The 13,067-nt window shown below is 64.1% G+C and carries 13 protein-coding genes; 8 read left to right on the forward strand and 5 right to left on the reverse strand.

What is annotated here, in order from left to right; all coding sequences use genetic code 11:
* The coding region (locus Q8R73_RS00095) for a response regulator (protein ID WP_305717514.1) at nt 1-298 on the reverse strand (298 nt) is incomplete at its 3' end.
* Nucleotides 299-468: 170 nt separating this feature from the next.
* Between Q8R73_RS00095 and Q8R73_RS00100 the strand changes: the two genes are divergently transcribed.
* The 3 genes from Q8R73_RS00100 to Q8R73_RS00110 all read left to right on the forward strand — a co-directional run bounded on the left by Q8R73_RS00100 (nt 469) and on the right by Q8R73_RS00110 (nt 4,423).
* Nucleotides 469-1,119 carry a protein-L-isoaspartate(D-aspartate) O-methyltransferase gene (locus tag Q8R73_RS00100; RefSeq protein WP_305717515.1) on the forward strand — a complete coding sequence of 217 codons (651 nt, stop codon included), beginning with the start codon at nt 469-471 and terminating at the stop codon, nt 1,117-1,119.
* Nucleotides 1,120-1,318: 199 nt separating this feature from the next.
* On the forward strand, nt 1,319-2,677 hold the full coding sequence (locus Q8R73_RS00105; protein ID WP_305717516.1) for a peptidoglycan DD-metalloendopeptidase family protein: 1,359 nt from the start codon (nt 1,319-1,321) through the stop codon (nt 2,675-2,677).
* Nucleotides 2,678-2,917: 240 nt separating this feature from the next.
* A complete protein-coding gene (locus tag Q8R73_RS00110) occupies nt 2,918-4,423 on the forward strand; it encodes a DHA2 family efflux MFS transporter permease subunit (protein WP_305717517.1) in 1,506 nt (501 codons plus the stop codon).
* Between the two features lie 3 nt (nt 4,424-4,426).
* Here the strand turns inward: Q8R73_RS00110 and Q8R73_RS00115 are convergent, their stop codons facing one another.
* A complete protein-coding gene (locus tag Q8R73_RS00115; RefSeq protein WP_305717518.1) occupies nt 4,427-5,398 on the reverse strand; it encodes an ATP-binding protein in 972 nt (323 codons plus the stop codon).
* Between the two features lie 180 nt (nt 5,399-5,578).
* Between Q8R73_RS00115 and yajC the strand changes: the two genes are divergently transcribed.
* Genes yajC through Q8R73_RS00140 form a run of 5 tightly spaced genes read left to right on the forward strand, consistent with a single transcriptional unit; the run spans nt 5,579 to nt 9,854 of the window.
* Complete coding sequence (yajC, locus tag Q8R73_RS00120; protein ID WP_305717519.1) at nt 5,579-5,950, forward strand: preprotein translocase subunit YajC; 372 nt, start codon at nt 5,579-5,581, stop codon at nt 5,948-5,950.
* Nucleotides 5,951-5,993: 43 nt separating this feature from the next.
* Nucleotides 5,994-7,595 (forward strand): protein translocase subunit SecD, encoded by a 1,602-nt coding sequence (secD, locus tag Q8R73_RS00125; RefSeq protein ID WP_305717520.1) that lies wholly within the window; start codon nt 5,994-5,996, stop codon nt 7,593-7,595.
* Between the two features lie 14 nt (nt 7,596-7,609).
* A complete protein-coding gene (gene secF / locus Q8R73_RS00130) occupies nt 7,610-8,611 on the forward strand; it encodes a protein translocase subunit SecF (RefSeq protein ID WP_305717521.1) in 1,002 nt (333 codons plus the stop codon).
* A 2-nt stretch (nt 8,612-8,613) separates the two neighbouring features.
* Nucleotides 8,614-8,997 (forward strand): Mth938-like domain-containing protein, encoded by a 384-nt coding sequence (locus tag Q8R73_RS00135; protein WP_305717522.1) that lies wholly within the window; start codon nt 8,614-8,616, stop codon nt 8,995-8,997.
* A complete protein-coding gene (locus Q8R73_RS00140) occupies nt 8,994-9,854 on the forward strand; it encodes a phytoene/squalene synthase family protein (protein ID WP_305717523.1) in 861 nt (286 codons plus the stop codon). Before Q8R73_RS00135 ends, Q8R73_RS00140 begins: the two co-directional genes overlap by 4 nt.
* A gap of 111 nt (nt 9,855-9,965) precedes the next feature.
* Here the strand turns inward: Q8R73_RS00140 and Q8R73_RS00145 are convergent, their stop codons facing one another.
* From Q8R73_RS00145 to Q8R73_RS00155, 3 genes are all read right to left on the reverse strand, one after another.
* Nucleotides 9,966-11,102, reverse strand: a complete 1,137-nt coding sequence (locus Q8R73_RS00145; RefSeq protein ID WP_305717524.1) for a serine/threonine protein kinase — start codon at nt 11,100-11,102, stop codon at nt 9,966-9,968.
* A 7-nt stretch (nt 11,103-11,109) separates the two neighbouring features.
* Nucleotides 11,110-12,543 carry a methylenetetrahydrofolate--tRNA-(uracil(54)-C(5))-methyltransferase (FADH(2)-oxidizing) TrmFO gene (trmFO, locus tag Q8R73_RS00150; RefSeq protein WP_305717525.1) on the reverse strand — a complete coding sequence of 478 codons (1,434 nt, stop codon included), beginning with the start codon at nt 12,541-12,543 and terminating at the stop codon, nt 11,110-11,112.
* Nucleotides 12,544-12,650: 107 nt separating this feature from the next.
* Nucleotides 12,651-12,803, reverse strand: a complete 153-nt coding sequence (locus Q8R73_RS00155; protein ID WP_305717526.1) for a DUF1127 domain-containing protein — start codon at nt 12,801-12,803, stop codon at nt 12,651-12,653.
* Between the last annotated feature and the right edge of the window lie 264 nt (nt 12,804-13,067).

The following is a 13,067-nucleotide window of genomic DNA, read 5'->3' on the forward strand; positions in this document are numbered from 1 at the left end:
GATCGCGATATTCTTCCGGGAGGCCCGACGAACCGTAGCCGGTCGCGAAAATGAACGGGCGGTTGCGCGCCTTGATCACTTCGGCAACCGGCGAAATCACCTTGCCGTTGACGTTGACGTCGAGAATGGCGAAGTCGAAATGGGTGGATTGAGCCAGCCGGATTGCCTCGTTGATCTCGCCGGCCTCGGCCGCGACGCTGAAGCCAAGCTCCTCCAGCATATCGGCGACCATCATCCTGATCATGACCTCGTCCTCGACGAGAAATACCGAACCCCGCGGCAGTCGTGTCGCCGTCATGAAAATGTCCTTGCCCGTCCCACGGTAAAGCTCGCAAATAACGCTGTCAGGCGCAATGTCAACATGTCCTCGGCCCTGCGCCATTGCCCGCCCGGCGGCGTTTACACGATAACAACGCAGGGTATCACGACGGGTTCCCCCGAGGGAACCCTGGAAAGGCAGAGATCGAGATGCACGCCGTTCAAGATCCGCCGGAAAGGATGATGTTTCAGCTCAACCTGCGGCGGCGCGGGATCAGCGACCAGACCGTGCTGCGCGCCATGGAGGCGATCCCGCGCGATGCCTTCGTGGAGCCGGCCGATCGCGCCGACGCCTGGCGCGACAGCGCGCTCGGCATCGCCTGCGGCCAGACCATCAGCCAGCCATTCGTGGTGGCCTATATGACCGAGCAATTGCAGCTGCAGAAGCATCATCGCGTGCTGGAGATCGGCACCGGCTCGGGATACCAGGCTGCCATCCTGTCGCGGCTCTGCGGCCATGTCCTGTCGATCGAACGCTACCGGACGCTCGCCGACAGCGCCCGGGCGCGGCTGGAGCAGCTCGGCTGCGACAATGTGGAGGTGATCTTGGGGGACGGCTTCGACATCCCCGCCGGCGCCGGCAGTTTCGACCGGATCATCGTGACGGCGGCGATGGAGCAGATTCCCGAAGCCTTGATGCAGCGGCTCGAGCCCGGCGGCGTTCTGATCGCTCCGGTCGGGCCACATCAGGGCACCCAGACCCTGGTCCGCGTCACCAGGACCGAAGCCGGCTTCGAGCGCAAGTCGCTGGTGGACGTACGTTTCGTGCCGGCGCTGCCCGGCATCGCCCGCGAACTCTGACCAATTTGACCCCGGCCATGTGACAGATGGTTCGAGACCCGCGCCGGCGGCGCGTGGCGCTGCCGTTCGCGCTCCTCACCGTCACGGAGATCGGGCCGGATTGGCTGTTGAGCCAACGTCTTATTCTCAGGGTTAAGCGGTTGTTTACTGGCGACGTGTTTACTCAAATGAGTAATTTGTTGCGTACGAGTGAGTAACCATGTCCCGTGTCGTCGAGTTGCTTTACTCGCGTCGCGTTCCGCACGTTGCGGCGCTGGCGCTGATGTCATTTGGATTTGCCGGCTGCAGCGCAGACATGCAGACGCGGTTATCGCAAAACAACCTCTCCAATCCTTTTGCTTCGCAACCGGAAACGACCAATTCGGTGCGTACGCCTGCGGTAGAGCGCCGCGAATTGCCACAATATTCCCGGCCGCAAGCGCAATACCAGCCGCACTACCAGTCACAGCCGCTGCCGCCGCCGATCGCGGCACCGCAATCCTATCCGACTGCGCAATCCGGCGTGTCCGGAGGAGGGCGCGGCCTGTCCTCCTACGCGCCGCCGACACACCAGCCGCTGGAGACTACGGCCACCGTCGCCCCTCGCTCGGTTGCAGCGGTTCGCACGCCGGCTCAAGGATCAGCCCAGGCAGGCACCACAATCATTGTGGGCACCAGCGACACGCTCGAAGGGTTATCGCGCCGCTACAATGTTTCCTCCGCGGCGATCCTGCAGGCCAATGGCTACAAGGGACCGCGCGCGCTGTCGCCTGGCCAGCAACTGATCATTCCGCGTCAGGCCGCGGCGGCTGCGGCACCGGCCCTCGCGGCGCCTGCCAGCAAGCCCGTGGCGGTTGCGGTCGCCGCGCCGTCGGTTCATGTCGTCAATCGCGGCGATACATTGCTCAGCATCGCGCGCCGCAACAACGTGACGGCGGCGGAACTCGCCAAAGCCAATGGTCTGGACTCCCAGGCCAAACTCAAGCTCGGCCAGAAACTGACCGTGCCCGGCGCAAAGCGCGTGGCGGCACAGGCTGCACAGCCTGCGGCCGCTCAGCCCGCCGCCGCGCCGGCGACACGTACGGCTGCCTTGCCCGGCTCGCCTCCGCAAAGCGCGCGGCTTGCCTCGGCGACGGCCAAGGTGGACGATGCGCCCGCGGCTGAAGCACCGGTCAAGGCCAGTGAAGCAACTGGTGCGCTGCCGACGTTCCGCTGGCCGGTGCGCGGCAAGGTCATCACGAGCTACGGCGCCAAGACCAACGGCAAGGTCAACGACGGCATTAATCTGGCGGTGCCCGAGGGCACGCCGGTCAAGGCGGCCGAGGATGGCGTCGTCGCCTATTCCGGAAACGAACTCAAGGGTTACGGCAATCTCGTTCTGGTTCGGCACTCCAACGGTTACGTCACCGCATATGCCCATGCGAGTGAACTGCTGGTGAAGCGTGGCGATACCATCAAGCGCGGCCAGATCATTGCCAAGTCGGGTCAGTCGGGGGAGGTGGGGTCGCCGCAACTCCACTTCGAGATCCGCAAGGGATCTGCACCGGTTGATCCGCTGCAATTCCTCAACGGCGCGTGAGGCGACTGGCCGAACGCTGTCGCCAACTCCAACTGCATCTGCGTGATGGCCGGGCATTGTCCCGGCCATTTTCGTGCGGTCCAGGATATGTACTTTGTCGCGATGGTCCGCTACTTGCACCTTCAGGCCGGCCGTTGCCGGCTATCGTTCCTTTGGTTCTCGGCGCTTCGCTTGCTGCGGTCCGCAGACCTTCCGAAACCTCTACCGGTGCGCCGTGCGAGAACGTTTGTGTAGCTTCCCATGATCTGGCGGACGACTTCGGCTAGTATCGCCACCTGGTTCGGCTTCGTCCTGATGTGCCTCGGCATGTTCATGGCGATCCTCGACATCCAGGTGGTCGCGACCTCGCTGCCGGCGATCCAGCATGCGCTTGCGATATCGCCCGATGCGATGAGCTGGATCCAGACGGCATATCTGATCGCCGAGATCACGGCGATTCCGCTGACCGGCTGGCTGACGCGCATTCTTACCCTGCGCTGGCTGTTCGTGATCGCCATTTTCATCTTTACCGTGACGTCGGTCGGCTGCGCCTTCTCCACCAATTTCGCGTCGCTCGTCAGCTTCCGCATCCTGCAGGGGTTTGCGGGAGGCATGCTGATCCCCGCGGTGTTCTCGGGCATCTTCCTGCTGTTTCCGGCGCGGGCCCATCCGGTCGCCGGCACGATCGCCGGTATCGTGGCCGTGCTGGCGCCGACCGTCGGGCCGGTGGTCGGCGGCTGGATCACGCATCACTATTCGTGGCCCTGGCTGTTTCTGATCAATGTCGTCCCGGGCGTCGTTGCGGTGATCGCGGCACCATTGCTGCTGCCGCGTGGCAGGCCTCGCCTGAACCAGCTGAAGCATTTCGACGCAATGTCGCTGGCGCTGTTGGCGGTGGCACTGGCGAGCCTGGAGATCGGCTTGAAGCAGGCCCCGCACAACGGCTGGTTTTCAACGGTCTGCTTCGGTCTGTTCACGCTTTGCGCCGCCGCGACGGCGGCGTTCGCCGTGAGAATGCTCAGGGCGGTACAGCCCCTGGTCGAACTGACAACACTAAAAGTGCGGTCGTTTTCAGTCGGCTGCGGGCTCAGCTTCTGCCTCGGCGTCGGATTGTTCGGCGCCGTCTATCTGATGCCGGTATTTCTCGCCTATGTCCGGCAGTACGACCCGTTGCAGATCGGCTCGATCATGCTGGTGACAGGTGCGGCTCAATTGGTGGCCGCGCCGATCGCCGGCGCGCTAGAGAGCCGGGTCGATCCGCGCTGGCTGTCGGCGTTCGGATTTGCGCTGTTTGCCGTTGGCCTCGGAATGAGTGCCTTCGAGAGCCGCACCGCCGGTTTCGACGAGATGTTCTGGCCGCAGGTCCTGCGCGGCTTCGCGGCGATGTTCTGCCTGCTGCCACCGACCCGGCTTGCGCTGGAGAGGCTGCCGCACAAGCAGGTGCCGGACGCCAGCGGCCTGTTCAACATGATGCGGAACCTCGGCGGCGCGGTCGGCATCGCGCTGATCGATACGGTGCTTTACGGTCGCACCAGCGGGCATGCCGCAGCCATCCGCCAGAGCCTCATCAGCGGTGACGTCACGGCCGCGCAAGCGATCGGGCTCGACCGGATTCCATCCGATCTATCCGGTGCGGCTTCCATGATCGAACAGGCGGCTTACGCCGCCAGCGTCAATGAGGCCTGGGCCTTGCTGGCCGCGTTCGCGCTGATCGGGCTGCTGATCATTCCGCTGGCGCGGTCGCAACGGCACCCCGCACGCGGCTGAGGATCAGTCCGGCTTCAGCCGCACCCCGAGCCGTCCCGCCAGTTCCTGCGTGAACTGCCAGGCGACCCGGCCCGATCGCGAGCCGCGCGTGGTCGCCCATTCGAGCGCCTCGCGCTCGATTTCGGCTTCCGCGAGTTGAATGCGGAAATGGGCGCAATAGCCCCTTACCATCGCCAGATACTCATCCTGGCTGCAGCGGTGAAAGCCGAGCCAGAGACCGAAACGGTCCGACAGCGAGACCTTTTCCTCGACAGCTTCGCCGGGATTGATTGCGGTCGAGCGTTCGTTCTCGATCATCTCGCGCGCCAGCAGGTGGCGGCGGTTGGAAGTCGCGTACAGGATGACATTGTCCGGGCGGCCCTCGATGCCGCCTTCCAGCACCGCCTTCAGCGACTTGTAGGAGGCGTCATTGCCGTCGAACGACAGGTCGTCGCAGAACACGATGAAGCGGAAATCCGAGCGGCGCAGCCTGTCCATCAGCCCCGGCAGGCTCTCGATGTCCTCGCGGTGGATCTCGACCAGTTTCAGGCGTTGCGACGGCTTGCGATCGGCGTTGATGTCGGCATGCGCCGCCTTCACCAAGGACGACTTGCCCATGCCGCGTGCGCCCCACAACAGCACGTTGTTGGCCGGCAGACCGTCGGCGAACCGCTCGGTATTTTCGATCAGGATGTCGCGCACCCGGTCGATGCCCTTGAGCAGGCCGAGATCGACCCGGCTGACGCGCGGCACCGGCGCCAGGCGTCCGTTCGGGTGCCAGACGAAGGCGTCGGCGTCGCCGAACGAGCCGGCTGTATCGGACGCCGGCGAGGCCGCGGACAGGTGGGCGGCAATGGCCTCCAGCGCGCGCGCGATTCGCTCGTCTGCGGCTGGCCGGGCGGTGGTGACCGGGCGTTTTGCCGCGGTGGCCCTTGGTTTCCGCTGAACGGCTCTTGCGGCGGCGCGAGGTGCTGTTTTTCTGGACTTTTTCGACATTGCTCGGGTTCCTGACTGCGCACCCTTATCGGGCCTTTCCGGGAGCCGCAAGCGGTCCAAATGAGGGGATTGGCAGCGTTGCAATTGGGGCGCCGGCCGCTATAGTCCGCGCGAATTTGACCGAACCGGCCAGACGCCGATGGGTCGCCGGTTTACCCCCGTTTCACGAGGATTGTCCGAATGCTGATTACTCCTGCGTTTGCCCAGGCTGCGGCCGGCGGCGATACCAACAGCATGTTGATGTCGCTGCTGCCGTTCGCCCTCATCTTCGTGATCATGTATTTCCTGATCCTGAGGCCGCAGCAGAAGAAGGTACGTGACCACGCCGAGCTGGTGAAGAACATCCGCCGCGGCGATACGGTCGTCACGTCGGGCGGTCTGGTCGGAAAAGTGACGAAAGTGGTCGACGACGACCAGATCGAGTTCGAAATCTCCGACGGCGTCCGCGTGCGGCAGATGCGGCAGATGATTTCCGGCGTCCGAGCCAAGGGCGAGCCGGCGAAGGAAAAGGCCGAGCCTGCCAAGGACAAGGGCGAGACGTCCGCGAGCTAGCATTGTTGCGCGCCGTATTCTCCTGATTTGACGGGTCAACTCGATGTTGTATTTCTCGCGGTGGAAGGCGCTGGCGATCATCCTCACGGCGCTGGTGGTTTGCCTTTGTGCCGTTCCGAACTTCTTCCCCGAAGCCACGGTCAAAACCTGGCCGAAATGGGCGCAGCGCCATCTCGTGCTGGGCCTCGACCTGCAGGGCGGTTCGCACATCCTGCTCGAGGTCGATGCCAATTCAGTCAAGAAAGACAGGCTCGAGCAGATCCGTGACGATGTTCGCCGCTCGTTGCGCGACGCCAAGATCCCCTATACCGGACTCGCGGTACGCAACGACAATGTCGAAGTGCGCGTTACCAAGGACACCGATCTGCCGGCGGCACTGACCAAACTGCGGGAACTGTCACAGCCGCTTGGCGGCCTGCTTGGCTCGAGCGGCCAGCGCACTCTTGAAGTTGCCGACGCGAGCGGCGGGCAGATCCGGCTCAGCGTTCCGGCGGCGGCGATTACCGATCGCATCCGGCAGTCGGTCGAACAATCGATCCAGATCGTCGAGAAGCGCGTCAACGAACTGGGCACCGTCGAGCCGCTGATCCAGCGCCAGGGACTGGACCGGATTCTGGTGCAGGTGCCGGGCCTGCAGGATCCGACCCGCCTGAAGGAATTGATCGGCAAGACCGCGAAGCTCGACTTCCGCATGGTCGACCAGACGGTGCCGGCAGAGCAGGCCCTGCAGGGCAGGCCGCCTGCGGACTCCGACGTGCTGATGAGTTCAACCGAGCCGAAGACCCCTTATGTCATCAAGAAGCAGGTGCTGGTCTCCGGCGGCGACCTGACCGACGCCCAGCCGGGCTTCGACCAGCGCACCGGCGAGCCGATCGTCAGTTTCCGCTTCAACACGTCGGGCTCGCGGAAATTCGCGCAGGCGACGACGGAGAATGTCGGTCAGCCCTTCGCCATCGTGCTCGACAATGAGGTGATTTCGGCGCCAGTGATCCGTGAGCCGATCATCGGCGGTTCCGGCCAGATATCCGGCAGTTTCACGGTGCAGGCGGCCAACGACCTCGCCATCCTGCTGCGTGCCGGCGCGCTGCCGGCGCCGTTGACGGTCATCGAGGAGCGCACGGTGGGTCCCGGGCTCGGCCAGGATTCCATCGAAAAGGGCGAACTCGCCGCCTATGTCGGCTCCATCATGGTCATCATCTTCATGCTGCTGACTTATCGGCTGTTCGGCGTGTTCGCCAACATCGCCGTCGCCATCAACGTCGCGATGATCTTCGGCATCCTGTCGCTGCTGAACGCCACGCTGACGCTGCCCGGTATCGCCGGCATCGTGCTGACGGTCGGCATCGCCGTCGACTCCAACGTGCTGATCTATGAGCGCATCCGCGAGGAACTGCGCGGCGGACGCAGCGCGATCAACGCGATCGATGCCGGATTTCGGCGAGCGCTGGCGACGATTCTGGATTCCAACATCACCACCTTCATCGCCGCAGCCGTGCTGTTCTATATCGGCACCGGCCCGGTGCGCGGCTTTGCCGTGACGCTCGGCATCGGCATCATCACCACGGTCTTCACCGCGTTCACGCTTACCGCCCTGATCGTCGCGACGTGGGTGAGATGGAAGCGGCCGCAGACCGTGCCGATTTAGGAAATGAGCCGGCTGTGACAAATTACGTTCTCATCGGACTCGGTGTCCTTGTTGCCGTGATGACGGTGGTCGCCTGCTTCGGCTGGCTGCCGGCGATGCGGGTCGTGCCTGACGAAACCAGGTTCGATTTCACCCGCTTCCGCCGCATCAGTTTTCCGATCTCGGCGCTGCTCTCGATTGTCGCGATCGTGCTGTTCTTCACCCACGGACTGAATTTCGGCATCGACTTCAAGGGTGGCACGCTGCTGGAAGTGAGAGCCAAGGCCGGCACCGCCGACATTGCATCGATGCGGGCGACGCTGACCGGGCTTGGTCTCGGCGAAGTGCAGTTGCAGCAGTTCGGTGGACCGGCCGATGTGTTGATCCGCATTGCAGAACAGCCCGGCGGCGATGCCGCCCAGCAGGTGGCGGTACAGAAGGTTCGGGGCGCGCTCGGCGAGTCGGTCGAGTATCGACGTGTCGAAGTGGTCGGACCGCGCGTTTCCGGCGAGCTGCTGGCTTACGGCATGCTCGGCCTGATGCTCGCGATCCTCGGGATCCTGATCTATCTCTGGTTCCGGTTCGAATGGCAGTTTGCACTCGGCGCCATGATCGCCAACGTCCATGACATCGTGCTCACGATCGGTTTCATGTCGATCACCCAGATCGATTTCGATCTGACCAGTATCGCGGCGCTGCTGACGATTCTCGGCTATTCCCTCAATGATACCGTCGTGATCTATGACCGGATTCGGGAAATGCTGCGGCGCTACAAGAAAATGCCGATGCCGGAATTGCTCAACGAGTCCATCAATTCGACTTTGTCGCGGTCGATCATTACCCACGTTACGGTGACGCTTGCCCTGCTGGCGCTGCTCGTGTTCGGCGGCCACGCCATCTACAGCTTTACTGCCGTGATGATGTTCGGCGTGGTGCTGGTCGGCACCTACACCTCGATCTTCATTGCGGCACCGATCCTGATCTATCTCGGCGTCGGCATTAACCGGGACGCGCCGGAAAAGCCGTTCGGAAAGTGACGATGCCGGCCCGGTCGGACGCTCCGCATCTTCCGAGATCGGCGCCGATCGAGGCCTACGGCAAGGGCGGTTTCGCCTTTGCCGAGATGTCGCACCGCGGCTCGCTGCTGTGCCTGCCGGAGGCGATCTGGGCATGGCATGTGGTGACGCCTGCCGATATCGACCGGGCGTCACTGGAGCGGGTGTTCGCCGCCGCCGACGGCATAGATACCCTGATCATCGGCACCGGCACCGAGGTCTGGCTGCCGCCATCCGGCCTGCGCGAGGCGCTGCGGGACGTCAAGGTCGTGCTGGATCCGATGCAGACCGGTCCGGCGATCCGCACCTACAACATCATGATCGGCGAGCGCCGGCGCGTCGCGGCGGCGCTGATCGCGGTGCCATGACCGACGCGGCGGGCAACAGGGAGGCGGCGGCCCTCTGCGCCGACCTGGTGCGGAGCCATGATTTTACCCGATACGCCTCAACTCTGTTCGTGCCGGCGGATCGGCGCCGCGCGCTGCTGGCAGTCTATGCCTTCAATGTCGAGATATCGCGGGTACGCGAGCAGGTAAGCCAGCCATTGCCAGGCGAAATGCGGCTGCAATGGTGGACCGACATGCTGGCCGGCACCGGCCATGGCGGTGTCGAAGGCAACCCGGTGGCGGCCGAACTGATGCTGGCGATCCGCAGCTTCCGTCTTCCGGTGACGCGGTTGTCGCGGCTGATCGACGAGCACCAGTTCGACCTCTACAACGATCCGATGCCGACCATGGCGGCGCTGGAAGGCTACATCAACTATACCGCGAGTGCGCTGTTTTCGCTCGGCGCTGCGATTGCGGGTCGCGAATCCGATGAGATCGAGCATCTCGCCCGTCACGCAGGCCTCGCGCAGGGCATTGCCCAGGTCATCGCGGCGCTGCCGCAGGATGCGGCGCGGCGCCAATTGTTCGTGCCGCTGCAATTGCTGCAGCAACACGGCTGCGGGATGGAAGAGGTGTTTGCCGGCAAGGAGACGCTGAAACTGCGCGCCGCGCTGGATCAGCTGATTGCCGAGGGGCGGGGACATTTGAAGACGGCGTTTGCACTGCTGGCCGATGTGCCGCCGGAGGTAAGGCCGCTGTTCCTGCCGCTGGCGCTGGTTCGCCGCGACCTGCAGCGGATGTCGCGCGCGGACAATGATCCATTCGCGCCGCATTTTACGTCGCGACTTAGAACGCTGTGGACGTTGTGGCGGGCGTCCAGGTCGAAGTTGTTTTCGTAAGCCGGGAGTAGCGCGCTCACGTCGCGTCACCCCAGGTCGTCATCTCCGCGCAGGCGGGATCCAGTAGGCCGCGGCCTCTCGATCGAATCCCAGATTCCTCTGGAATACTGGTCACCCGCCGTCGCGGGTGACGACGTCTGTTCGTTGCGGCGGCGTCGGCGCCAACTCGCCCGCCTCGAAATTGAACCGGTCGCGCAAATTCTTGCGCGACTCCAGAATGCTCTTCAGGAACGCGCGGTCGGCGTCGCTGGTGATCATCGGCTCGATCAGGTCGAGCTGGTTCATCGCCACGAGTTGCAAGATCTCGGTGCGGGGTTTGCCGGCGCCATCGCGCGGCAGCGCCTGCACCACCTGGATATGCTCCGGCGGCTTTGGGCCCTTTGCGGCGGCGAGTTCGCCGCGCAATTGTGCTTCGAGCGCGGGTTGGTCGGCTTCCACAAAGGCATAGAGCCCGACGCCGGTGCGGCGGTCGGCAAACGCGACGATGGCGACGTCGCGAACTGCAGGAGTTTTTCGGATCAGATCGAGCAGAACCGGCGCGTCGTTGACCAGCCGCCGGCCGCCGCCTTCGCGATCGGTGAAGTTGAACAGGCCTCGGGTGATGGCGCGGTAGACCTTCTTGCCGGTCATCAGCCAGATGCTGGCGACCGCCGATTTGCGAACGAGGATCTTGCGTTCTGCCGGCGTCAGCGCCTCGGGCGCGTAGCTTCGCTTGTGCTTGAGGAGATGCCGCAGGTCCTCATAGGCCGCGATCCGGAACAGCTTGCTGCGCGACTTGAAGCAGGCGGCGAGCTGGAAGTCGGTGACATAAGCGCGGCCATCGGTGCCGCGCAGCCAGTTTTGTTCCTTGGCGAGATCGTTATGGCAGATGCCGGCGCGATGCATTTTTCGCAGCGCCTGCTTGGCAGAGCGAAAATACGCGGCATCGCCATGCGGCTTGGCCATCTGCAGCGCCACGCCGTTGATGAAGCCGCGCACCAGCGCCTGTTTGCCGGCCCACAACAGTTCCGGCCCGATATCGAGGTCACGGGCCAGCGCCAGCGCGCGGGCCTCGCGTCCGAACAGATGGCGCGCCGGGAGCCAGGACCACCACGGCACCTGATCGAGCCGGCGCAACACCGCGTCGACTTCGCCGGTGTCCCTTCGAAAGCGGCCGCGCTCGACGGTCGAAAACACGTCGCGCTTCAACAGCACGCCTTCGGTCCATCGCGCCGACAGCATGGCGGCGTCCTGTTTGGGGAGACTCATGTCAAGCTCACGCCGCGGCTTGAACGCGCAAGTGATCGGCAATCCAGCGATCGAGATCCGACAGCGCCCGCGCGCTCATCGCCTGCTTCTTCGCCACGGTCTTTTCGTTGCCGCGCAACCGGGTGCCGTCAGCCTTTTTGGTGGGTGCGCTGGCCAGCGGCGGGAACAGCCCGAAATTGACATTCATCGGCTGGAACGATCGCGGGCCGGCATCGATGGTCTCGATATGGCCACCGGTGATGTGGCCGAGCAGCGATCCCAGCGCAGTGGTCGAAGGCGGCGGCACCAGCGCCGCCGAGCGGGCATCGGCGGCGGCATAGAGGCCGGCCATCAAGCCGATGCTGGCGGATTCCACATAGCCCTCGCAGCCGGTCATCTGGCCCGCGAAGCGCAGCCGGGGCTGCGCGCGCAATCGCAGTTGCGTGTCCAGAAGCTTTGGTGAATTCAGGAAGGTGTTGCGGTGAAGGCCGCCCAGCCGGGCGAATTCGGCGTTCTCGAGCCCGGGAATGGTGCGGAACACGCGCTGCTGGGCGCCGTGCTTCAGCTTGGTCTGGAAGCCAACCAGATTGTAGAGCGTGCCGAGCTTGTTGTCCTGGCGCAGCTGCACGATGGCGTAGGCCTTCACGGTCGGATCGTGTGGATTGGTCAGCCCAACCGGCTTCATCGGCCCATGCCGCAGCGTCTCGCGACCTCGCTCGGCCATCACCTCGATCGGCAGGCAGCCGTCGAAATAGGGGGTGTTGGTTTCCCACTCCTTGAAGTCGGTCTTCTCGCCCGCGATCAGTGCGTCGACGAAGGCATCGTACTGCTCCTTGTTCATGGGGCAGTTGATGTAGTCGGCGCCGGTGCCGCCCGGTCCGACCTTGTCGTAGCGCGACTGAAACCACGCCGCCGACATGTTGATGGAATCCCGGTGCACGATCGGCGCAATCGCGTCGAAGAAGGCCAGCGCGTCCTCGCCCGAGAGCTGGCGGATGGCTTCGGCAAGCGGCGCGGAGGTCAGGGGGCCGGTCGCGACGATGACATTGCCCCAATCGGCCGGCGGCAGGCCAGCAACTTCGGTTCGGTCGATCTCGATCAGCGGATGATCGTTGAGGGCTTTGGTGACGGCGGCTGAAAATCCGTCACGATCGACCGCCAGGGCGCCGCCGGCGGGCACCTGGTTGGCGTCGGCGGCCCGCATGATCAGCGAGCCCAGCCGGCGCATTTCGGCATGCAGCAGCCCCACGGCGTTGTTGGCGGCATCATCGGAGCGGAAGGAGTTGGAGCAGACCAGCTCGGCGAGGCCATCGGTGCGATGGGCTTCGGTCATCCGGACCGGGCGCATCTCGTGCAGCACCACGGCAACGCCGGAATTGGCGACCTGCCAGGCCGCCTCCGAGCCGGCGAGGCCGGCGCCGATGATATGGACGGTTTCGGAAGGAGTTTTGCTGGCGTTCATGGCCGAGAGAGGTAGCGCGTTTTCCGGCCGAGTGGAATGCATCCTCGACACGACAACGCCCGCAACGAGGCGGGCGTTATCCGTTCGTCAGTCAGCTGAGGAACGAATCAGCTGTTATAGGTACCGGCTGCAACGCGCGGAATGTCCGAGCGATCCAGGCCGATATCGGCCAGTTCGCGATCGCTAAGCTGGGACAATTCGCTGACATTGCGCTGATAGTCCCGGAACGCCTGGATCATGCGGATGAACGAGAGCAACATGGGTAGTCTCCTTGCAAATCCGATTCAGCTCTTGGAGGGAAAGCCTCATCGTTGAAATGAATATAGACGACCATACCGCAGTGCAGAAGTTCAAATGTTGCGGTGCAGCTAGGTGGAAAACGCATGGCGTCGATAAGGATCGGTTAACCCTTTCCGGGGGTGCGCCAAACGGTCGGTCAACTAGGGTAAAGACGTCAGATACTCCGTTTTGTCCCGGGGATTGGCGCTATGGGACGTTGTGGGGGAGCTCTCCGGCGGGGGCTC

Source organism: Bradyrhizobium sp., assembly GCF_030697065.1.
Taxonomy (GTDB): domain Bacteria; phylum Pseudomonadota; class Alphaproteobacteria; order Rhizobiales; family Xanthobacteraceae; genus Bradyrhizobium.

Bases quoted from the DNA above. Each gene is read 5' to 3' on its own strand.
- yajC (WP_305717519.1), top strand. From the start codon at position 5,579: ATGCTGATTACTCCTGCGTTTGCCCAGGCTGCGGCCGGCGGCGATACC.
- trmFO (WP_305717525.1), bottom strand. From the start codon at position 12,543: ATGAACGCCAGCAAAACTCCTTCCGAAACCGTCCATATCATCGGCGCC.
- secD (WP_305717520.1), top strand. From the start codon at position 5,994: ATGTTGTATTTCTCGCGGTGGAAGGCGCTGGCGATCATCCTCACGGCG.
- Q8R73_RS00135 (WP_305717522.1), top strand. From the start codon at position 8,614: ATGCCGGCCCGGTCGGACGCTCCGCATCTTCCGAGATCGGCGCCGATC.
- Q8R73_RS00140 (WP_305717523.1), top strand. From the start codon at position 8,994: ATGACCGACGCGGCGGGCAACAGGGAGGCGGCGGCCCTCTGCGCCGAC.
- Q8R73_RS00110 (WP_305717517.1), top strand. From the start codon at position 2,918: ATGATCTGGCGGACGACTTCGGCTAGTATCGCCACCTGGTTCGGCTTC.
- Q8R73_RS00100 (WP_305717515.1), top strand. From the start codon at position 469: ATGCACGCCGTTCAAGATCCGCCGGAAAGGATGATGTTTCAGCTCAAC.
- Q8R73_RS00145 (WP_305717524.1), bottom strand. From the start codon at position 11,102: ATGAGTCTCCCCAAACAGGACGCCGCCATGCTGTCGGCGCGATGGACC.
- Q8R73_RS00115 (WP_305717518.1), bottom strand. From the start codon at position 5,398: ATGTCGAAAAAGTCCAGAAAAACAGCACCTCGCGCCGCCGCAAGAGCC.
- Q8R73_RS00155 (WP_305717526.1), bottom strand. From the start codon at position 12,803: ATGTTGCTCTCGTTCATCCGCATGATCCAGGCGTTCCGGGACTATCAG.
- Q8R73_RS00105 (WP_305717516.1), top strand. From the start codon at position 1,319: ATGTCCCGTGTCGTCGAGTTGCTTTACTCGCGTCGCGTTCCGCACGTT.